Source organism: Nitrosovibrio sp. Nv17, from assembly GCF_900119085.1.
Taxonomy (GTDB): domain Bacteria; phylum Pseudomonadota; class Gammaproteobacteria; order Burkholderiales; family Nitrosomonadaceae; genus Nitrosospira.
On record NZ_FPIQ01000007.1, the window covers coordinates 16,232 to 36,610 of the forward strand.

The following is a 20,379-nucleotide window of genomic DNA, read 5'->3' on the forward strand; positions in this document are numbered from 1 at the left end:
GACGCAAAGAAGTTCGGCACTCGACGGGAGATTTTTATGGAAGAAATATACATTGAAAAATTATTACGTTATAGAGCGCTGCCTTCTATCCCTTCGTCGTCCGCTCGAACCGACACTTGATACCAGTGCGCTTGCTTTGCTCGGTGATATAGAACTCAGCGTTCGTACCGTCGACGCAGCTCGGGTCAATCTTCTGGGAATTGATGACCTCTGCTTCGCGGGCATCACCGTCGAATACCGCTACCCATGCCGTCCCGCTGCGCTTGAGCGTTCCCGGACGAGTCTGTCCCTTCTGGATCGACTTCGGCGCCGCGGGTGCTGACGGTGCCGGACGTGGCGGAACATTCATGTCGTGAGCACTAGTAGACCGCGAGCGGTCTCCGTCGGGACGGCGCATCACCGCACCGCTGCCTCTGCCCCCACCGCCTGGCCGCGGAGGATCGACAGGCCACGGCGGTTCACCTGCTCCCGCAATGGCGTGCGGAGTGGGCAGGACCGGCCGATCGCGAAAGCGAGCAAGTTCCATGTACGCGGTCGACGGGTTCTTTGGGCGCCCCTCCCATTCGAGAAGCCGAAAGAGCGCGTCGAGTCGCGCGAGCTTTTGAAGCCCTTCCTGGCCGTCCAGCGTTGCCTCGCCGTGTTGCTGCGCGTGCCCGAGGATTGCCTTCTCAAACGCGTCGCAAAAATCGTTACCGTCGCTCGCCTGGAGGCCGGCTGCGTGCCAGCTCCGGTAGCGGGCGAAGGAGTCGAAAAGCTGCAAGCGCGCGCCGATTCGAATGCTCCCGAGGCCTAGCGGCTTGCCCATGCCGAGTCGGTGGGCGCAGCCGTCCGGGAGATCCAGAGCGTGGAGCAGCGCACCCAACTCGATTGGCGTCAGGTTCTCAAACCGGATCTTGCCAGCAAGGGTGACCCCCTTCTTCACGGGCTGGATGATCGTATGTTGCGTGTCGCCGGGATTCGCGCTCCAGAGATCGCGCAGCAGGCCATCGTGATTCTGGGCTTCCTTGATCTGTGCGAGGCCACTGCCGTCATCACGGTGCCAGTAGAGCTTGTGGCCGCGAATCGTCGTGTGGTCTCTGTCGATGTACGTCGTGAGCTGATCTCTCCCCTTCGTGCCGTCTTGCGTGATGTAGTGCTGGAACGTGGTCGGCTTGGGTGCGGACAGGATGTGCGGCACCAGTACAGCCTCGCACCAAGGCGGACCACCTGAAGTCGCGACGGCATCGGAGAAGTGAACGCGTCCTTTGATCGCTTCTCCACCAGAGACCTTGCCGAACATCGCTTCAGCGAGGTCCAGCGGGCTCTCGCGAAGTGAGGCAGGCACGAGATCGCGCGGCGTCCGGTCATAAGGGAATCGGAACATGCCGGCACGCCCGAAAAAGACGAGACCATCCGGATTGTCCTCAGACTTTTCAGCCTCCGAGAGCACGAAGAAGACGGGCTCACCTTGTCGCAGGCGACCGGCCGCCGCTCGCCCCGCACGCTGGGGACGATCGCGAGGGAAGGCCCGCTCCTGCCAACTCGTGATCTGGTCGTCGTCATGGAAACGAGCCAAAAGGCTATCGGGAATACGAACCGGCGTGGCTCCGTCACCCTCTGGATCGAGAAACACAAACTCGCGTTTCTTCCTTGGCGCGTTCCCGGTCAGCACCAGCGTCGCCGCACGCCAACCTGTGCCCACCGGCTGCTGGTCCTGAAGCCTGATGTCGCTGACGTCTGAAGCATCCATCACCCTGACCCAGCAGCGGCCATGCTGCGGAGGCCACGGTGGCGTGTAGTTCGGGTCACGGGGGTCGAACTGGATACTGGTCAGCGCGTCGCGCTGCACACGCCTAACCTCGCGCGGTTGAATGCTCGCGCCCGAGCCGTCCAGATGAAGAATGCCACCACGCGGCTTCTGGCCGTCGACTGTCATGCGGCTGCGATACGTACGCCCGATCCGGTCGTCAGCGACTGTCCGGAAGAATGGCTTCGCATCGCTGATGGGTTGCATCTTCGAGAACGAGAGGATCTCGACGAGGGTTCGCACCATCCCGCGAAGGCTCGATCCGGGGATGGCCGGCCGCCCGTCCGGCGTCATGTACGGTTCGGGGCGACGCCTTGAATCGCGGTCGTCCCAGCTTCCGTCCCGCTTCTTTCGGACCGCGCCGCGGACGAAGAGTGGTGTCAGCGTCTCGATCGTAAGATCAATGTGGCCGCTGAAGGTGCCGGCGACGAAGCAATCATGCATCTCCCACGGCTTGATCTGCTTGCCGTCGACTTCAATCCCGTCCGCGACATCGAAGATGCGTTCGGGCAGCGGCACGAAGTTGTAGGGTGCGGTCGCGGGACGATCCGCACTCGTGGGGTTCACATGTCGAGGCATCATGTCACTTCCATGAGGCGCGTAACCGCCACCCGAACGCCGCCGGTTTCGATATCGCGCGTGAAGTAATGGCGGACGCGAAGCCGGGGCCACGAATGGGGCGGACCTTCCGTGACGCGAACCGGCAGAGCCTGCTCCGCGCCCGTGCCATCGCCGATACGTGTGAAGCCGTCCCGATGCTCGCCAACGCGTCCGGCGAGCAGAAGGCGCTGTTCGTCGTGCGGAGCGCACGGGTCGTCGTCCACGGGCTGCGCCGACTCGCGCAAGATTCGACCTGACGGTCCGTCAGCCTCTCGCCAGATCAGGATCTCGCCCTTCCGTGAGAAGATGCGTAGCTCTTGAAGGGTCGTGACCAACGGAGGTGGGCAGAGGTCCGGGAATACTGTCGACCCTAGCTGCCATCCGCTGCCGTCGATCAAACCCCACGTAACGCCGTCATCACAGTGGCACAGGAGCCAAGCGGGCGGCTCGATCAACTCGGACACAGGGGCTGCGGAGCGGCCCAACACGTGGTCCAGCCATGCGCGGCACGACGGGCCATCGAGTCGGTTGATCTGACATCGTTCGACGAGACTCACTGCTCACCTCCAAGGGCAGCTGTCGACCAGAACTGCCCGATGGCTTCATCCACGATCGGATCCGCCGATCTCGCGGGATCCAAGGCCACTCGCCGTCCGTCATCAAGGCATAACGTGGCCGTTCCCGCGAACACGCCGCGTCCGACCGAGGAGGAACCGCCAACGGCGATATCGCCCGTGAGGAGATCCTTCAGTGCGAGAAGGCAAAGGCCCAACTCGCCCGGAACCGGATCGCACAGCTCGAGGCGGAGCCGAGCACGCCCGCCATGCTCCGGCTCCTCGTCGAACAGCGCCCCCGGCACGACGCCCTGGGTGAAGCGGTCGATCCGAACACGGGATGGCCGCGTACGAATGCCATCCTCGATGAGGCTTTCGTGTACACGTAGCTTGGATGCGTGGAGCTTAGCGACGTCGGCTTCGTCACTCTGCGTTCGTGGTCCGAAGATTTGGTCGACCCAGTGCTCGGCGTCCCCTTTCCCATCGCGTACGAGGCGTGCAATGCGCAGCGCCCGGGCTCGGAGCACCCCTGCCATGGATGTCCCGGGAAGAACCGAACGGCCCGCCGACTGGATATGCGCCGCATCGGGAACATCGGGAGCATCTGGTGCGCTTCGAATCAGGAGACCTGATGTCAACGAGATATCCGCATCGACGATGACCCGCCGTCGCTGATCGGGCAGCTCGGGCAGCACACCCCCACTGAAACCGCGCTTGCATGCCTCGGTGATGTCGTTTGTCTCCGCGGTTGGATCGGCGGAGCATAGTTTTTCGCTCAGAAGCCACGCCAGCCAGCCCGCGCGACTCGACAAGTCATGACGTGTCGCCCGCCACTTGGTGGCGCGCACTGCGCCGAGGCCGCGTGAACGCCGTGCGCCGAGTGCGACATCTCCGGCTGAGAGTCCACCGAGCGCTGCAACGAGGAGACTCAGCAGAGCGGCCTCTTGGTCGCGCGTCGATATGATCAAGTCGAACCTGAGCGGGAAGCACGCGCCGGCAGGAAGCACTTCAAGGTCGAACTTCTTGTGCTCCTCCGCGACCCCTCGGGATGCGTCGATCTGCACCCCGTCGCGAATCTCGACGACGGACGGCGAGCTGGCCAGAGCGTCGAAGACGATGAGAGAGCTCTGAGCACCGAGGTCGTCGCCACGCGTCCCACCGAACAGCCGCGCAACTCGCGGATCCTCCTGGCTTCGATAGCCGCCGAGGACATCGGCAAGATACGAGCGTACGGCACCAGCGATCGATGTGCCTGGCAGAAGAGGCCAGCCGGTCCGCGCATCTCGTACGAGTACCATATCGGCAGCGTCGCCGACGCCGCTCCCGAAGTGAGCCGCCGTCTCGAGGACCAGCTCGCCGGTGATGGTCCATCGGCCCACAATCGGCCGCACGCCTCCCGGATCGCTGAGCCCTGCCGTCATGGCGACCTCCGTTGGCGCTGCCTTCGTGCGAGTGACGCGAGCGTAGCGTCGATGAGCCGGGCGCGGATCCAAGGCGCTTGCTGGACCCAATGCGCACGTGCTGTTACCTCGGAAACCACGTGTGCACGCTGGACCAGGGCGTCGAGCCTGAGGGAGGCCACGAGCACCTGCTCGGTACCGTCGATCATTTTTCGTAGCCAGGCTGCCAGCCGTTCTCCGTCATCGACCCGGCATCGCTCGAGTTGATCCATGGCAGGGCGCTTCAAACGGCGAGGGCCATCCTGGCCCAGCCACGTGCGGAGCGTCGCCAACGCGGCGGAGGGCTCCGCGCGCAGCGCCGTGCGCAAGCGTCCAAGCAGGCTCGGCGCAGGCAGCCGTGAGGCGTTTCGAGCGATTCGCGCAGCGTGCTCCTGGATGGCCCGTTCGAGCGCCGCGTCGACGATGCGCCCCTCGGCGAAGCGCACCAGCTCCGGGACGTCACCACCCTGTGTGGTGGCACCGGATGCCGACGGCTTACGCAGCATCAAGCTCTGTGTCGGAGCTTTGATAAAAACGACGCGCCCGAACCCTTCGGCCCGTCGTTCACCGAGGCCGGCGTTCTCGATGGCGAGCAGATCGCCGAACGGGATCGGTGCGGTGGTCCTGAGCACCAACACTGATCCCGCGGCGCAGGCCAGCGCCTGGGGAATCTCGAGCCGCCACTTTCGGTTGAAGCCCCCTACCAGTTCGAAGGCCCATCGCCGCGCAATGACCTCCACGCGACCTGCGAAACGCTCTACCAGCTCCGCTACCGTTTGAGTCGGATCGATCTGGCCCGTTTCGGGATCGCGAGTGACACACGCCGATGCGAGCAGAGCGCGGAACTCGATGTTCACAGGGAGATCCGTGCTGACGAGCCCGGTGCCCTCGACTTCGCGAGTACGAACGTTGCTCCACGAAATCGCGGCGTCGCCTCCGTAGCCGGCCCGGCGCGACCGACCCAAAAGCACGGGTCCGGGAAGGGCATTCTTGATGGTCGCCACGAGCGCGTCGCATTCCGCCTCGTTCTGCGCGTGGAATTGGATCAGCCCGTCAAACTCCTGACCCTCGTCGAGGGACTCGAAGGAGAAGATGGCGCCGTGAGCTTCTTCGCGTCCCTTGCGTTCCTCCTTCCACGCCCGCCCGCGTGCGCGGTCGCGTTGCTGATGCACGCGGCTCGTGCGAGCCGGGCTCACGCGAAGCGGCTGTGCGCCACCGATCGATACAAAGGGATCAGGAAGTGGCATGAGCGCGGCTTCAGGCCACGAAGTGCCCGCATCATCTTGCGCGTTCGAGAACGCCGAGAGATCCCAGGCGCTGATCTCGCCCGCGGGGCCTACCGAACCGTTCTTCTCGGCGTGCAACGACACGGGTGTCGGCAGTGTCCTGCGTCCGCCCGCGCGTGGATAGGCATTAAGGAAACACACTCCACCGCTGAGGAACACGGCTCGGAACCGCTCCAACCGGTCGGCGTCGCTTCCTGGATCACCGAGTCCCCGCGCGGCGGCGCCACGAAGCGCGGAACCCGGCACAAAGGGAAGCGTGCGTGAGCTGTTGGGGTCGTCGCCAAGAGACGTCAACACGGCGGGCGCGCGCAACGACAGCGTGTACGGCAGATAGTGGTAGATCATGGAGTCCCCCGTGCGAGCGCTCGCGTTCGCTCGAGGCCACCATCGACGGTCAGACGCAGGTGACCTCGCCCACGGTTGCGTACCAGGCCGCCATGCCTCGTCGCCAGCGCCGCGAGTGCGAGGCACTGTAGGTCGGCCGCCGCCGGTGGTTCGAGCCAGGAGAGCGGCGCTTCGAGCCTCAATCCGCGCAACGCGACCCGACTGGACCGCAGCGTCGTCCGGGCTGGAGCGCCAGTCGCGCGCTCTTCAGATGTCTGCAGCCGTACCCCAGTGAGCGCTGACAGAATCATGGTGGGCGCCAGCGGGTGTTGCTCGCGTTCGATGGCAGCAACGAAGAAGGTCCGCGCTGCCTTCTCGATCACCGCGTCGCCGATGCGGAGAATGGACGTCTCCGCCAGATCCTCATGCGGACCGAGCACGCGCGGTGCTGCGTCTCGAAGCTCGGGGAAGTGGTCTTGCATGGAGAGCCATGAATCCCGCAGCAGCCCTCGTAGCGCCTTGCCGCCGAGCATCGGCAAGCCGTGGGCGTCGTGCTCGACTTCAACGTCAACGGCACCAGGCATACCCTCGCCGCGACCGAAAGTCGTGTCCGAAAGAAGTTCGATGGTGATGTGGCCGGGTACCGGCGCGATGGTCATGGAGCAACCTCCAGCCCGAGCGGCAGGTGCACATCCAGGAGCTCGATCGCATCGAGGAGAGGGGTGCGAGTGGCGTCGAAGAAGCCTCCGGTCTGATCGAGCCTATCGGGCCACGGGAGGTTTGCCGCCGCTGTCCACGATTCGCGGGCGCGCCGAACGCCATCCGCACCCTCCCGCACGACTTGCACGAGCTCCTTGAGCTTATTGCGATGCCGGCTCCAACGCTCCCCGCGGAATCCTTCTGGCCCGGTTCCGAGGACAATCCCCGACAACCAGCGCCACGTCTCACGCTCGCGAGTGTCCAGCCCGAGGCGGTACGGTCTGCACGTGAGGTGGAGCTGCGTGCCGTCGAGTCGTTGCGTGAAACTGCGGGCGCGCAGATCGCCGACACTCTCTCCCCGGCGTGGGGCACCGATGTGCCAGTCGATCCAGCTCCCGCTGTCGTTTCTCTCGCGGCGGCGGGTCTTGGCGTTCGCTGCGAGCGCCTCGGCGAGATCGTAGGCGCGATCGAACGGCGTGTGCGCAGGAACGATCGCTACGCCCGCGCAGGCCGTCACCCTGCCGAGCTTCGAAACGTCACTGTCGAACTCGCGGAGTGCAGTTTCCGCTAGATCGAGTGCGAGCCGGCCATCGCAGAGAAACGTAAGATCGTCGCCCCCAAGCAGGACGGGCCGCAGCGGCAAGATGATCCGGCCATTCGACCGGCGAAGATCAAAGCCTAGGTCAGGCAGTGTCCCCTCAATGTGAGCCTCGCTGGTGACTGCCCCAGCGACCCGAGCAACGACGCTCTGGAGGCAACGGAGACCGATCTGGTCGATGCCCGTCGACCATGCGCGGAGATCCTCTTCCACAATGACATCGGGTCGTGCTTGCTCGACGCATTGGGCCAGCCATGACTGGATCTGCTGCCCGATCCCGTTGCCGTCGATATGGACGACACCGACGAGGCTCGTGTCGCCGCGCGTCCTCCCCATGTCGTCGATCTCCGGGGGGAAGGCGTAGCGCTGTGAGTCCGTAAGCAGCGCATCCCAGCGGCTCGTTGCAGAGGCACGCACGTCGCCGTCCCGCCACCGGAGCACCATGCTGGAGAGCGGGATACTGGCGTCTTGCGGATCCAGCCTGGTCGCGGGCAGACCTGTGATACGGCAAGGTGTCGTCACCGAGATGCCGAGCTGTGGCACGGAGGGAATGCGCTCGAGCTTTGCGCGCGCAACATCGACCTGGAGCTGAGCGAGCGCGGCGGCGAGTCCGCCTTTCTCGTAGTTCCGGTGCGCGACGACCACGTCAAGACCTGGCGCATCGTCGTACAACCGGCGCGTGTATCGCGCAGCGAAGGACTTGGCCGCGTCGATGTCCGTGAACCGGACGACTACGTTTCCGCCGCTGGCGAGCAAGACATCGCCCTCACTTCCTCGGAGCGCACCATCGGTGGCGGTGACCCAGTGCACCAGCCACGATGCCGAGATCACATCGCGCAGACGGTTCGATGCGAACACGTAGCGCTGGACACCTAGCACGTCCATGGCCGTCAGCACTGGCATGTGGCGCCTCCCATCATGAGTCGAGCCACTCCCTGAGTGAGCTGAGGTTCGGCTCTCCCGACGTGCCCGCCCATTCCCTGAGGTCGGTCAAGCCGAAGACCCTCGGGATATTGGGGGCGTCCCAGACGCCTGCGATGTCGGCGCGGAGTTGATCTACGTACGTGCCCTTCGCGTCATTACCATCGAGCAGGCAGACGAGAGCGCTCCGCGCCAGATCGCCGCCCATCTGGCGCGCTCTCATGGCCACCTCGAAGAGCTTCGACTTGCAGATAACCTTCTTCTCGTGCTCCGTCGTGCACGAGATGACGTGGAGCCTGTGATCTCGGATCAGCGCGACGTCGATCTCGAACTCCGTAGCGACCGGTTTGCTCCTCTTGCAGCGAACTCCGATTTCGATTGCCGTCGATCCGTCAAGGCAATGGCGAATAGCGTTCGCTGTCCAATGCTCGAGCCAGCCGCCGCACAGGAAGTCGTCCCAAGCTTCGTAGCGTGCCTTCGTCCAGTCCGTGTCGGGGATCGCCGCGGCGGTGAGCGCGAAGCCGTGGTCCAACGCCTTCCAAAGAGAGCCCTTCGCTTGCGTGACGTTCCTCCGCTTCCCATTCGGCCGGAAGTGTTCGAACAGCTTGCGCGAGAGCCCCTGCTCGCTCAGCACTCGTGCGCAGACCGCATCAACGTCGCTCCCGCTCGGGTCTCCGTCCGTTGCGCTCGCGCTTCCGATGCGCTCTGCTCCGTGGAGCGCCAGCACGAGATCGAGCGTTAGCCCGAGATCGCGGTCGGAAAGCTTCTCATCGTACCCGTCGTCGTAACGCAGGAGGCCCTTGCGCTCATCGAGATATGAGGCCTGTGACTCGTCTAGGTTGACTGCCGCCCGTGCATGCGCTGCCATCGGCTTCGTTCCACCGGAGTAATGCAGGTGATCCACCTGGAGCGACTTGCACGCATCGTGGATCTTGCGGACGTCGGTCGCGTCCTCAATGCAGACCTCCGATACGACAATGCTCTTCACCGACAAGGCCGCCCGCAGGTGGTCGCGCGGATCAAGCGTTTCCGGCGAGTAGAGCAAGACAACTTCCTTCGGTGAGAGGACCGCTGCTGCCAGGTAGTTGGGCAGGGGGTTCGAACCGACAAGCAGGGCTACTTTCTGAGGACGCATGTCGATGGATAGTAAAGTACTCATCACTCGGCTCGGTGCACGAGGATAAAAATAGGCAAAAACGCTTCAGGTTTCATACTGTGCAGTTTACTGCCAAGCTGATGCCGGCGTCCAGCTTTATAGCAGCGCATGCGGGATACGAAGGCAAACCTCGTCTATCGCCTCCTGCGGCCGCGTCAGTCGATCGAATCTGTCAACAAAAGCGTCCAGGCGTACGGTTATCGATAGCCGACTTCACCGCCAGAAGCAGACCGGACTCGCGCTGCACTTTGCTGAGCGAGCGGTAGCGTCGCTCGCCTTGCACCAGACGTTCGGCCAGGGCGCTTTTGCCGGTCTGCCGTGACCCGTGACTACGAGCACCCGCATCACCCTCAGCAGGGCCGACGAAGCGAGGCAGAGTCTTAATATCATGAATGGCATTCATTCATGACATGAGTTGTCAAGATTGCAACAAAGGAAGGACGGGTTGGAAAGCATGTTCCGCTTTCCCAGGGGATGGCGCCCTGAACACGAATCGAACGTGTGACCTACCCCTTAGGAGGGGGTCGCTCTATCCACTGAGCTACCAGGGCGCTAGCGGCATTTTACGCTAATATGCCGGCATGCATGAACGCACACGCGCCGCGGGCGGCGATTCCGCTCCTTCCCGCAGACTGCCGCGCACGGTGGTCGTTCTCGGGCTGGTCAGCTTCTTCAACGATCTCGCCTCGGACATCGTCGTTCCCCTCATCCCCATCCTGCTGGCGAGCGTGCTCGCCGCGGGGCCGGTGGTGCTGGGGCTCGTCGAGGGAGTGGCCGATGCGGTGGCGAGCCTGCTCAAGCTGTGGTCGGGACGCCATTCCGACGTCATGCGCGGTCGGCGCAAGGGCCTGGCCGTGGCAGGGTATACGCTTTCCAACATTGCGCGCCCGCTGCTGGGGCTGGCGGGTTCGTGGCCGATGGTGCTGCTGCTGCGCAGCGTCGACCGCGCCGGCAAGGGCCTGCGCGGCGCCCCGCGCGATGCGCTGGTGGTGGACGTCACGCCCGAGGCCATGCGCGGCTACGCCTTCGGCTTCCACCGGATGCTGGACAACGCCGGCGCGGTGGCGGGCAGCCTGGTCGCCGCGGCCGCTCTGGCCTGGGCGGGCCTGAGCCTGACCGAGGTGATACTCTGGTCGGCGGTGCCGGGCTTCGTCGCGGTGCTGCTGCTGGGCGCGGGTGTCCGCGAGCCGCACCCGGTCGCGGCGGCAGAGGCATCTTCGTTGCCGCCGCTGCGCTGGTCGGCGCTGTCGCCGCCGATGCGGCGCTATCTGCTGGTGCTGGGGCTGTTCACGCTGGCGCGCGCATCCGAAACCTTCATCCTGCTGCGCGGGCACGAGCTGGGCACGAGTACCGTCGAGCTGCTGCTGTTGTGGGCGGCCCTGAGCCTCGCCAAGTCGGCCACCGCCACCCACGGGGGGCTGCTGGCGGACAGCCGCGGACGCGGCATGCCGGTGCTGGTCGGCTGGGTGGCGTTCTCGCTGTCGTTTTTGCTGCTGGGGACGATTACTGATAGCATGCAGCTTTGGGTGGTGAGCGTCGCGTACGGGCTGTGCGCGGGCATGGGCGAAGGCGCGGAGCGCGCCCTTATCAGCGACCATGCCCATCCGCGCGAGCGCGGCACGGCCTTCGGCTGGTATCATCTGGTGACGGGGCTCGCAGCGATTCCGGCGGGACTGCTGTTCGGTTCGCTGTGGCAGTTCCACGGTGCTGCGACGGCATTCTGCAGCGCCGGCGCGGTGGCTGCCGTGGCAGCGATCCTGCTGCGCGCATGGGCATGGCCGGCGGGGATGGAGCTTACCCGAGGAAAGACCGAGCAGCCAACGAGGAGGCAGCCATGAACCCATTCTTCCTGTCCACGACACTCATCGCCATGATCTTCTTTTTCGGAAGCCCCGCGGCGCGCGCCGAGCCGTTGCAAGTAGGCCAGGCGGCGCCGGACTTCAGCCTTCCCGACCAGGACGGCAAGCTCCACGCCTTGGCCGACTATCGCGGCAAGTGGCTCACGCTGTACTTCTACCCCAAGGACGACACGCCCGGCTGCACCAAGCAGGCCTGCACCTTCCGCGACGAGATCGGGGAGCTTTCCGCGCTGGGCACCGAGGTGGTGGGCATCAGCGTGGACGACAGCGCAAGCCATGCGGCATTCGCCAGGAAGTACAACCTGCCCTTCACCCTGCTGGCGGATACGAAGGGCGAGACCGCGGCCCGCTATGATTCGCTGCGCAGCCTGCTGAACCTCAAGATGGCCAAGCGCAACACCTTCCTGATCGACCCCGAGGGCAGGATCGCCCGGATCTACCTGTCGGTCAGCCCCGCGAACAATCCGACCGAGGTCATCGAGGATCTGAAGAAGCTGAAGGGTTCCTGACGCCCGGGCTACAGTGCCGGCGTCAGGTCGGCGCCGCAGCCTTCAGCAGCACCAGCACGGCACCCCCGCCGCCATCCTCCGGCCGCGCCTGGCAGAAGGCCAGCACGTCGCCGCGCTGGGCGAGCCAGCCGCCGATCAGGTTTTTCAGCACCGGCGCGCGGGAGGGGGAGCTCAACCCCTTGCCGTGGATCAGCTGCACGCAGCGCAGCCCGCGCCGTCCACAGGCATCGAGGAATACAACCAACTCGCCCCGCGCGCGGTCGCGGGTCTGGCCGTGCAGGTCGAGCTTGGCCTGGATGCGCCAGTGGCCGCGCCGCAGCCGTCGCAACGTCTGGCGCGAGACGCCCGGCCGCAGGAACGACCATTCGTCCCCCGCCTCCATTTCCAGCGGCAGATGATCGGAAAGCGCATCGTCAGGCAGCGCATCCGGCTCGGGCGAACCCGGCAGCGGAATGGGCAGGGGCGGCTCGCCTTCATGAAGCACCCTGCCGGAATCGGGCAGGGGCACCACCTCTCCCACCGCGCTGCGGAACAGCGCGACGTCGTCGCTGGAAGGCGCCGGTGGGGTACCGTCTGCGGGTTTCCTGCCGCGACGCTTCATCGAAGGCTCCCGCGTGCGGGGAGCCGGACGTCGCGCCGCACCGGTCGGGCTCCTCAGCCCAATGCGTCGAGGTACTTCTCGGCGTCCAGCGCCGCCATGCAGCCGCTGCCCGCGCTGGTCACCGCCTGCCGGTAGACGTGGTCCTGCACGTCCCCCGCCGCGAACACGCCGGGGACGCTGGTCGCGGTGGCGTTGCCCTCGTTTCCGCTGTGCGTCACGATGTAGCCGTTCTTCATCTCCAGCTGGCCCTGGAAGATGTCGGTGTTGGGCTTGTGGCCGATGGCGATGAACACACCCTGCAGGGGCACGGTCTTGTCGCCGTCGTCCGCGGTGCTCCGGATGCGCATGCCGTTGACCCCGGCGTCGTCCCCCAGCACCTCGTCCAGCACGTGGTTCAGTTCCAGCTTGACGTTGCCGCTCCGCACCCGCTCCATCAGCTTGTCGATCAGGATTTTCTCGGAGCGGAACTTGTCGCGCCGGTGCACCACCGTGACGGTGCGCGCGATGTTGGAAAGGTAGAGCGCCTCCTCCACCGCGGTATTGCCGCCGCCCACCACCGCGACATCCTGCCCCTTGTAGAAGAAGCCGTCGCAGGTGGCGCAGCCGGACACGCCCCGGCCCATGTACGCCTGCTCCGAGGGCAGCCCGAGATACTGGGCGGAGGCGCCAGTGGCGATGATCAGTGCGTCGCAGGTATAGGTGCCCTGGTCGCCGACGAGCGTGATGGGCCGGTCGGCGAGCCGGGCGGTGTGGATGTGGTCGAATATGATCTCGGTGTCGAAGCGCTCCGCGTGCTTCTGGAAACGCTCCATCAGCTCGGGGCCCTGCACGCCCATGGCGTCCGCCGGCCAGTTGTCGACGTCGGTCGTGGTCATGAGCTGGCCGCCCTGGGCCATGCCTGTAAGAAGCACCGGCTTCAGGTTGGCGCGCGCGGCGTACACCGCCGCGCTGTAGCCGGCGGGACCGGAACCGAGGATGATGAGGCGGGCGTGCTTGGAAGTCGTCATGGCAGGGCCTGTGGCAAGCGTGTCAAAGGGAATTCGTGTTCATCGATATGGGGGCACCATGCCGGAAAACAACCCGGACGACGAGCGTCACAGCCGCTCTCCCACCCAGGCGGACACGCTCGCGAGCGCATCCGGCAGGTCGTCGGGACGGGTGCCGCCCGCCTGCGCCATGTCGGCGCGGCCGCCGCCCTTGCCGCCCACCTGCTGGGCGACGAAGCCGACCAAGTCGCCCGCCTTGATCCTGTCCGTGAGGCCGGGACTGACGCCCGCGATCAGCTTGACCTTGCCCGCCTCCACCGTCGCCAGCACCACCACGCAGGGCGCGAGCCGGTCCTTGAGCCGGTCCAGCGTCTCGCGCAAGGTGCGCGCATCGGCCTCCTCAAGCTGCGCCGCCAGGACCTTCGCTCCCTTCACCTCCAGCGCCTGTCCCGCCAGGTCGCCGCCCCGGGATCCGGCCAGCTTCGACTTCACCCGCGCCAACTCCTTCTCCAGGTGCCTCACGTTCTCCAGCATCTGGGCGATGCGCGCCGCAGCCTCCTGCGGCGAGGCCTTCACCGCTTCCGCCACGCCCCGCAGCTGCGCCTCCTGCCGCTGCACGTGGGACAGCGCGGCCTCTCCGGTGACCGCCTCGACGCGCCGCACCCCGGCCGCCACGCCGCTTTCGGAGACGATCTTGAAGAAGCCGATGTCGCCCGTGCGCCTGACGTGCGTGCCGCCGCACAGTTCGCGCGAGGAACCGATGTCCAGCACGCGCACTTCGTCGCCGTATTTCTCGCCGAAGAGCATCATCGCACCGGTCTTGCGCGCCTCGTCGAGCGCCATCATGCGTGCCTCGGTCTGCGCATTGGCGAGAATCTCGGCGTTGACCAGCGCTTCCACCCTGCGGATCTCGTCGTCCGCCAGCGGCTGGTTGTGGGCGAAGTCGAAGCGCGTCTTGTCGGAATCGACCAGCGAGCCCTTCTGCTGCACGTGGGCGCCCAGCACTTCGCGTAGCGCCTTGTGCATCAGGTGGGTGACGGAATGGTTGCGCTCGGTGCGCGCGCGCGACACGGCGTCCACCCGGGCCAGCACCGTGTCGCCGGCGGCGAGCCGCCCGCTGCGCAGCCGGCCCTTGTGGCCGAACACGTCGGCCTGGATCTTCTGCGTGTCGGCCACGTCGAACACGCCGCCAGGCACCGCCAGTTCGCCGCGGTCGCCCACCTGGCCGCCGGATTCCGCGTAGAACGGCGTATGGTCGAGCACCACCACCGCCTCGTCTCCCGCCCCGATGGAATCCACCCGGCTGCCCTGATGGTAGAGCGCCTGCACCCGGCCTTCGTGCTCGATCGTCTCGTAGCCATGGAACCGGGTCGGCAGGCCGCTGTAGGCGACGCCCTCCTGCGTCGCGAATCGGTTCGCGGCCCGGGCGCGCTCGCGCTGGCGCGCCATGGCCTGCTCGAATCCGGCAAGGTCGACGGCCACGCCGCGCTCGCGGGCGATGTCGGCGGTGAGGTCCAGCGGAAAGCCGAAAGTATCGTAGAGGCGAAACGCGGTTTCTCCGTCCAGCATGCCGCCTTCCTGCACGAGCGCCGCCTCCAGTATCTGCATGCCGTTCTCCAGGGTCTCGGCGAAGCGCTCCTCCTCCTGTTTCAGCACCGCCGCCACGCGCGCCCTGGCTTCGACCAGCTCCGGGTAGGCGTCCCCCATCGTCCGCGCCAGGGCATCCACCAGCGTGTGGAAGAACGGCCGCTCCTGCCCCAGCTTGTAGCCGTGGCGGATGGCACGGCGGATGATGCGCCGCAGCACGTAGCCGCGCCCCTCGTTGCCGGGGATCACGCCATCGACCACCAGGAAGGCGCAGGCGCGGATGTGGTCGGCGATGACCCGGAGCGAGTTGCTGGAGGGATCCGCCGCGTGCGTGGCCTCGGCTGCGGCGGCGATCAGTTCGCGGAACAGGTCGATGTCGTAGTTGCTGTGCACCCCCTGCATCACGGCGGCGATGCGCTCCAGACCCATTCCCGTGTCCACCGACGGACGGGGCAGGGGATGAAGAATGCCTTCGGCATCGCGGTTGTACTGCATGAACACCAGGTTCCAGATCTCGACGTAGCGGTCGCCGTCGGCCTCCGGGGTGCCGGGCGGGCCGCCCGCGATCTCCGCACCGTGATCGTAGAAAATCTCGGAACAGGGGCCGCAGGGGCCGGTATCGCCCATCTGCCAGAAATTGTCGGACGTGGCGATGCGCGTAAAGCGCGCGGGGTCGATGCCGACCTCGTCGAGCCAGATAGCGGCGGCCTCGTCGTCCTCGGCGTATACCGTGACCCACAGCCTGTCCTGCGGCACCCGCAGCGTGACTGTCAGGAATTCCCAGGCGTACCGGATCGCGTCGCGCTTGAAGTAGTCCCCGAAGCTGAAGTTGCCCAGCATTTCGAAGAAGGTGTGGTGCCGCGCCGTGTAGCCGACGTTCTCCAGGTCGTTGTGCTTGCCGCCCGCCCGGACGCAGCGCTGCGAACTGGCGGCGCGCACGTAGGGACGGCGGTCCTGGCCGAGGAACACGTCCTTGAACTGCACCATGCCGGCATTGGTGAACAGCAGGGTGGGATCGCCGGCCGGCACGAGCGGGCTGGAGGCGACGACCGTGTGGCCGCGCGCCGCAAAGAATTCCAGGAAGCTTTGCCGGATTTCGCCGCTCTTCATGGCGTGCCTTCCATGCTCGCGCACGCCTCGCCGGCTTGGCGCAACACCTGGCGCGCCGTGTCTGCCGTGAAGCCGCGCCCGACGAGAAAGCGCATCTGCCGGCCGAATTCCCTGGCGTCCGCAGGCACGGTGCCGAACTTCCGTCGCCACGCCTCCTGCGCGTGCGCCTGCTCGGCCGCCCGGACCTCGGGCAGGGCGGCCGCGATCAGATCCTCCGCCACGCCTTTTTCGCGCAGCTCGTAGGCGATGCGCCGGCTGCCGAAGCGGCCCCTGCGCGCATGCACCACCTGCTCCACCAGGCGCTCGGCGGACAGGGCGCCGCTACGCTCGAGCCCGTCCAGCAGGGCGGCGATCGCCTCCGGCACCGCATGCGGCGCAAGCTTTCTCTCCAGTTCGGCCCGGGAATGCTCGCGCCGTGCCAGATGGCCCAGGGCCCGGGCTTCCAGGTCCGTCCCGGCGGCGGAGGGCGGCTTCATGGCGAGCGAAATCAGGTTTCGGCGGCCGGAACCTTCGCCTGGCCGCCCACCCCCACGGCCGCGCGAATCCGGGATTCGATCTCGGCGGCGACGTCCGGGTGCTCCTTCAGGTATTCGCGGGCGTTGTCCTTGCCCTGGCCGATCTTGTTTTCCTTGTAGGCATACCAGGCGCCGGATTTCTCGATCAGCTTGTGCTGCACGCCCAGCTCGACGATCTCGCCCTCGCGCGAGATGCCCTCGCCGTAGAGGATATCGAATTCGGCCTGCCTGAAGGGCGGCGCCACCTTGTTCTTGACCACCTTGACCCGGGTCTCGCTGCCGATCACCTCGTCGCCCTTCTTGATGGCGCCGGTGCGGCGGATGTCCAGGCGCACGGATGCATAGAACTTGAGCGCGTTGCCGCCCGTGGTGGTTTCCGGGTTGCCGAACATCACGCCGATCTTCATCCGGATCTGATTGATGAAGATCACCATGGTGTTGCTGCGCTTGATGTTGGCGGTGAGCTTGCGCAGGGCCTGCGACATCAGCCGCGCCTGCAGGCCCATCTGCGGCTCCCCCATCTCGCCCTCGATCTCCGCCTTGGGCGTCAGGGCGGCGACCGAATCCACCACCACCACGTCGATGGAGCCCGAACGCACCAGCATGTCGGCGATCTCCAGCGCCTGCTCGCCGTTGTCGGGCTGGGAAATCAGCAGATCCTGCACGCTGACGCCGATCTTCTGCGCGTACTGCGGGTCCAGCGCGTGCTCTGCGTCGATGAACGCCGCCGTGCCGCCCGCCTTCTGGATCTCGGCGATGACCTGGAGGGTGAGGGTGGTCTTTCCGGACGATTCGGGCCCGTAGATCTCGATGACGCGTCCGCGCGGCAGGCCGCCCACGCCCAGCGCGATATCGAGCCCGAGCGAGCCGGTGGAGATCACCTCGATGTCGCGAGTGGCTTCGCTTGCGCCCAGCCGCATGATCGAGCCCTTGCCGAACTGTTTTTCGATCTGCGAAAGTGCCGCAGCCAGCGCCTTGCTCCTGTTGTCGTCCATGGGTCGTCCTCCCGATCGATGCGGGATTATCGCACAGGTGCCGGCACGCGGGAAAGCCGCGCCGGAATGACAACGTAGTGCGCATGGCACGCCAGACGCGCGACCCTGGATGGCATCAGCGCAGGCGATACCGTAAACCCGGCAATAATCGCGCCTCTCAAAAAGTGTAAAATAGCGGATCGCTCATCCGCACGAAAGCCCGACTCCGATGGAAACCAGCCCCGCCAAAGAACAACCGGCAAATCCCTCTTCAGGGAGACCGATCCATCCGCTCGCCTACTTCATCTTCACCACGCGCTGGCTGCAGCTGCCGTTGTACCTGGGGCTGATCCTGGCCCAGTGCGTGTACGTGTACCACTTCTGGGTCGAGCTGATCGACCTGATCGGCGCGGTGATGGGCGACCGGGCGGCGCTGCAGCATATCCTGGACGCCGTCGCCGTCGAGGGCGCCCCCAAGCCCGGCAAGATCGGGGAGACCACCATCATGCTGGTCGTGCTGGGCCTGATCGACGTGGTGATGATCTCCAACCTGCTCATCATGGTGATCATCGGCGGCTACGAGACCTTCGTCTCGCGCATGAACCTGGAGGGCCATCCCGACCAGCCGGAGTGGCTGTCGCACGTCAACGCCTCGGTGCTGAAGGTCAAGCTTGCCACCGCGATCATCGGCATCTCGTCCATCCACCTCCTCAAGACCTTCATCAACGCCAACGCCTACGAGGAGAAAGTGATCCTCGCGCAGACCGGCATCCACATTGTCTTCCTGCTCTCGGCGATTGCCATCGCCTACAGCGATCGCGTCATGATGGGCACGCATAAGAACGTCCAGGAGTCGCACTGAGCACCACGCCTCAGGCGGTGCCCGGGGGACAGTTCCGCAGCAGGGCGAGGATCCCCTGCAGGGCCCAGGCCACCGACTGGCGCCTGACGGCCTCCCGGCCACCCGCGAACAGGCGGGTGTCGCGGCTGACGCTGCCGTCCTGCGCCACCCAGGCGAAGCAGACCGTTCCTACCGGCTTCGCCGACGTGCCGCCCCCCGGCCCGGCGATACCGGTCACGGCCACCGCCACCTGCGCATGGCTGCGCGCCAGGGCGCCTTCGGCCATCTCGCGCGCCACCGCAGCAGACACCGCGCCGTGCTGCCCGAGCGTCCCGCCGCCCACGCCCAGCAGCTCGCGCTTGGAGGCGTCCGTATAGGTCACGAAACCGCGCTCGAACCAGGCCGAGCTGCCGGCAATGCCGGTCACGGCCTGCGCCAGCCAGCCGCCGGTGCAGGACTCGGCGGTAGCGAGCATCCACCCCCTGGCGGCAAGCGCCTCGCCTGCCTGCCGGGCAAGATCCTCGAGCGTCCGATCATCCATGTCTTCCTCCCCCGGCCTCAATCCACGAATGCCTTCCATGCGGCCAGGCACAGCAGCGTGATGAACGCGGCCAGCAGGTCGTCGAACATCACGCCGAAACCACCGCGCAGGGCTTTGTCATAGTACCGGATCGGCGGCGGCTTGAGGATGTCGAACAGACGAAACAGGGCGAAGGCGCAGGCCTGCCAGCCCGGATCGGAGGGCGTGAACGCCAGCACCAGCAGGAAGGCGACGATCTCGTCCCACACCATGCCGCCGTGGTCGGGATTGCCGAGCGCCCTGCCGGTGACGCCGCAGGCCCAGACGCCAATGAGGAACAGCACGGCGACGAGGCCCAGCAGCGCCGTCGGATCGAACACGAAATCCAGCAGCCAGAACAGGGGAAACGCAACCAGCGTGCCCACCGTGCCGGGTGCGGTGGCGCTCAGCCCCGCGCCGCCGCCGAAGGCGATGAAGTGCGCGGGATGGCTGCGCACGAACGCCTTGTCTGGCCTGGGCCGGTAGGGTTCAATCGCGGAAGTGGTCATATCCCCGCTTGCTCGGTGTGATCGCATGGCCCGATGCATCCAGCACGATCAGTTCCGCGCTTTCATTTCTCTCCAGTATCGTGCCGATGCGGGCCAGCGGCAGCGCCTGCGCGCCCGAGAGCGCCTCGACGCGCCCGCGTTCGGATACCGGCGCGGTGAAGCACAGTTCGTAATCGTCGCCGCCGGCCAGCAGGCAGTCGAGCGCCAGCGGCTGCGGCAGGCGCCGCCGCATCGCCGCCGAACAGGGAATGTCATCCAGGTGGAGGCTGGCTGTGACCGCGGAACGATCCAGGATGTGGCCCAGATCCGCCAGCAGACCGTCGGATACGTCGATGGCGCTGGTGGCGAGGCCGAGCAGCGCCTGCCCCAGCCGGACCCGCGCCACCGGTGTATGCAGGTGCTGCAGGCATGCCGCAGCCTCGTCCGGCTCGAGCGCCAGGCGGCCTTGCAGGTGCGCCAGGGCCAGCGCGGCATCTCCCAATCGCCCCGAGACCCATACGTCGTCTCCCGGCTTCGCGCCGCTGCGGCGCAGCGCCCGTCCCGACGCCACCTCGCCGAGGAGAGTCACGCCGATGGCGAGCGGACCCGCGGTGGTATCGCCCCCGACCAGATCCACCTCGTGCTCGCGCGCGAGGGCGAAGAATCCCTCGGCGAACGCGGCCAGCCAGTCGTCACCGGCACGCGCCAGGACATCGGGCAGCACCAGGGAAAGCACGGCCCATCGCGGCGTGGCGCCCATCGCGGCCAGGTCGGACAGGTTGACCGCCAGGCTCTTGCATCCCAGCCCGTACGGAGCCGCATCCTCGAAAAAATGCCGTCCGCTGACCAGCATGTCGGCGGAAACCGCGAGTTCCATGCCCTCGCCGGGCCGGATCAGCGCAGCGTCGTCCCCCGCGCCCAGTATTGCGCCCGGTGCCGGGCGGCTGAAGTGACGCCGGATGATGTCGAACTCGCCGGGCATGGTGG

At 66.3% G+C, this 20,379-nt stretch carries 18 protein-coding genes and 1 tRNA gene; 3 read left to right on the forward strand and 16 right to left on the reverse strand.

All coding sequences use genetic code 11. The features are described from left to right. Positions 1-85: 85 nt before the first annotated feature. From BT108_RS05685 to BT108_RS05720, 8 genes are all read right to left on the reverse strand, one after another. The gene (locus BT108_RS05685; protein ID WP_072293582.1) at positions 86-2,368 is read right to left on the reverse strand and encodes a TIGR03986 family type III CRISPR-associated RAMP protein; all 2,283 of its coding nucleotides are present in this window, start codon (positions 2,366-2,368) and stop codon (positions 86-88) included. Beyond that, positions 2,365-2,943, reverse strand: coding sequence for a type III-D CRISPR-associated protein Csx19 (gene csx19 / locus BT108_RS14295; RefSeq protein WP_072293583.1), 579 nt, complete (start codon positions 2,941-2,943; stop codon positions 2,365-2,367). The genes BT108_RS05685 and csx19 overlap by 4 nt, the downstream gene beginning before the upstream one ends. Further along, complete coding sequence (locus BT108_RS05695; protein ID WP_072293584.1) at positions 2,940-4,361, reverse strand: RAMP superfamily CRISPR-associated protein; 1,422 nt, start codon at positions 4,359-4,361, stop codon at positions 2,940-2,942. Before BT108_RS05695 ends, csx19 begins: the two co-directional genes overlap by 4 nt. Beyond that, positions 4,358-6,010 (reverse strand): hypothetical protein, encoded by a 1,653-nt coding sequence (locus BT108_RS05700; RefSeq protein ID WP_072293585.1) that lies wholly within the window; start codon positions 6,008-6,010, stop codon positions 4,358-4,360. The genes BT108_RS05695 and BT108_RS05700 overlap by 4 nt, the downstream gene beginning before the upstream one ends. Further along, positions 6,007-6,648, reverse strand: coding sequence for a hypothetical protein (locus BT108_RS05705; protein WP_072293586.1), 642 nt, complete (start codon positions 6,646-6,648; stop codon positions 6,007-6,009). Before BT108_RS05705 ends, BT108_RS05700 begins: the two co-directional genes overlap by 4 nt. After that, the gene (locus BT108_RS05710; protein ID WP_072293587.1) at positions 6,645-8,189 is read right to left on the reverse strand and encodes a Cas10/Cmr2 second palm domain-containing protein; all 1,545 of its coding nucleotides are present in this window, start codon (positions 8,187-8,189) and stop codon (positions 6,645-6,647) included. The genes BT108_RS05705 and BT108_RS05710 overlap by 4 nt, the downstream gene beginning before the upstream one ends. 13 nt (positions 8,190-8,202) lie before the next feature. Next, positions 8,203-9,366 (reverse strand): Card1-like endonuclease domain-containing protein, encoded by a 1,164-nt coding sequence (locus tag BT108_RS05715; protein WP_072293588.1) that lies wholly within the window; start codon positions 9,364-9,366, stop codon positions 8,203-8,205. A gap of 472 nt (positions 9,367-9,838) precedes the next feature. Beyond that, positions 9,839-9,914 (reverse strand) — tRNA-Arg (locus tag BT108_RS05720). A gap of 30 nt (positions 9,915-9,944) precedes the next feature. Between BT108_RS05720 and BT108_RS05725 the strand changes: the two genes are divergently transcribed. Both BT108_RS05725 and BT108_RS05730 read left to right on the forward strand, forming a co-directional pair. Next, positions 9,945-11,201 (forward strand): MFS transporter, encoded by a 1,257-nt coding sequence (locus BT108_RS05725; RefSeq protein ID WP_072293589.1) that lies wholly within the window; start codon positions 9,945-9,947, stop codon positions 11,199-11,201. Further along, a complete protein-coding gene (locus BT108_RS05730; RefSeq protein WP_072293590.1) occupies positions 11,198-11,731 on the forward strand; it encodes a peroxiredoxin in 534 nt (177 codons plus the stop codon). The genes BT108_RS05725 and BT108_RS05730 overlap by 4 nt, the downstream gene beginning before the upstream one ends. 22 nt (positions 11,732-11,753) lie before the next feature. Here the strand turns inward: BT108_RS05730 and BT108_RS05735 are convergent, their stop codons facing one another. The 5 genes from BT108_RS05735 to recA all read right to left on the reverse strand — a co-directional run bounded on the left by BT108_RS05735 (position 11,754) and on the right by recA (position 17,525). After that, on the reverse strand, positions 11,754-12,332 hold the full coding sequence (locus BT108_RS05735) for a Smr/MutS family protein (RefSeq protein ID WP_072293591.1): 579 nt from the start codon (positions 12,330-12,332) through the stop codon (positions 11,754-11,756). A 53-nt stretch (positions 12,333-12,385) separates the two neighbouring features. Continuing rightward, positions 12,386-13,339 carry a thioredoxin-disulfide reductase gene (gene trxB, locus BT108_RS05740; protein ID WP_072293592.1) on the reverse strand — a complete coding sequence of 318 codons (954 nt, stop codon included), beginning with the start codon at positions 13,337-13,339 and terminating at the stop codon, positions 12,386-12,388. Positions 13,340-13,426: 87 nt separating this feature from the next. Next, positions 13,427-16,015: an alanine--tRNA ligase gene (gene alaS, locus BT108_RS05745; RefSeq protein ID WP_072293593.1), complete on the reverse strand. Its 2,589-nt coding sequence runs from the start codon at positions 16,013-16,015 to the stop codon at positions 13,427-13,429. After that, entirely contained in the window at positions 16,012-16,491 is a 480-nt protein-coding gene (gene recX, locus BT108_RS05750; protein WP_072293594.1) for a recombination regulator RecX, read from the reverse strand. Before recX ends, alaS begins: the two co-directional genes overlap by 4 nt. A gap of 11 nt (positions 16,492-16,502) precedes the next feature. After that, positions 16,503-17,525, reverse strand: a complete 1,023-nt coding sequence (gene recA / locus BT108_RS05755; protein ID WP_072293595.1) for a recombinase RecA — start codon at positions 17,523-17,525, stop codon at positions 16,503-16,505. A 208-nt stretch (positions 17,526-17,733) separates the two neighbouring features. Here recA and BT108_RS05760 point away from each other — a divergent pair, with 208 nt between their 5' ends. Next, positions 17,734-18,366 carry a YqhA family protein gene (locus tag BT108_RS05760; RefSeq protein WP_072293596.1) on the forward strand — a complete coding sequence of 211 codons (633 nt, stop codon included), beginning with the start codon at positions 17,734-17,736 and terminating at the stop codon, positions 18,364-18,366. Between the two features lie 10 nt (positions 18,367-18,376). Here the strand turns inward: BT108_RS05760 and BT108_RS05765 are convergent, their stop codons facing one another. Genes BT108_RS05765 through thiL form a run of 3 tightly spaced genes read right to left on the reverse strand, consistent with a single transcriptional unit; the run spans position 18,377 to position 20,374 of the window. Continuing rightward, positions 18,377-18,886, reverse strand: coding sequence for a CinA family protein (locus tag BT108_RS05765; protein WP_072293597.1), 510 nt, complete (start codon positions 18,884-18,886; stop codon positions 18,377-18,379). 17 nt (positions 18,887-18,903) lie between these two features. Continuing rightward, entirely contained in the window at positions 18,904-19,413 is a 510-nt protein-coding gene (locus BT108_RS05770; protein ID WP_072293598.1) for a phosphatidylglycerophosphatase A family protein, read from the reverse strand. Continuing rightward, on the reverse strand, positions 19,394-20,374 hold the full coding sequence (gene thiL, locus BT108_RS05775; RefSeq protein ID WP_072293599.1) for a thiamine-phosphate kinase: 981 nt from the start codon (positions 20,372-20,374) through the stop codon (positions 19,394-19,396). Before thiL ends, BT108_RS05770 begins: the two co-directional genes overlap by 20 nt. Positions 20,375-20,379 lie beyond the last annotated feature (5 nt).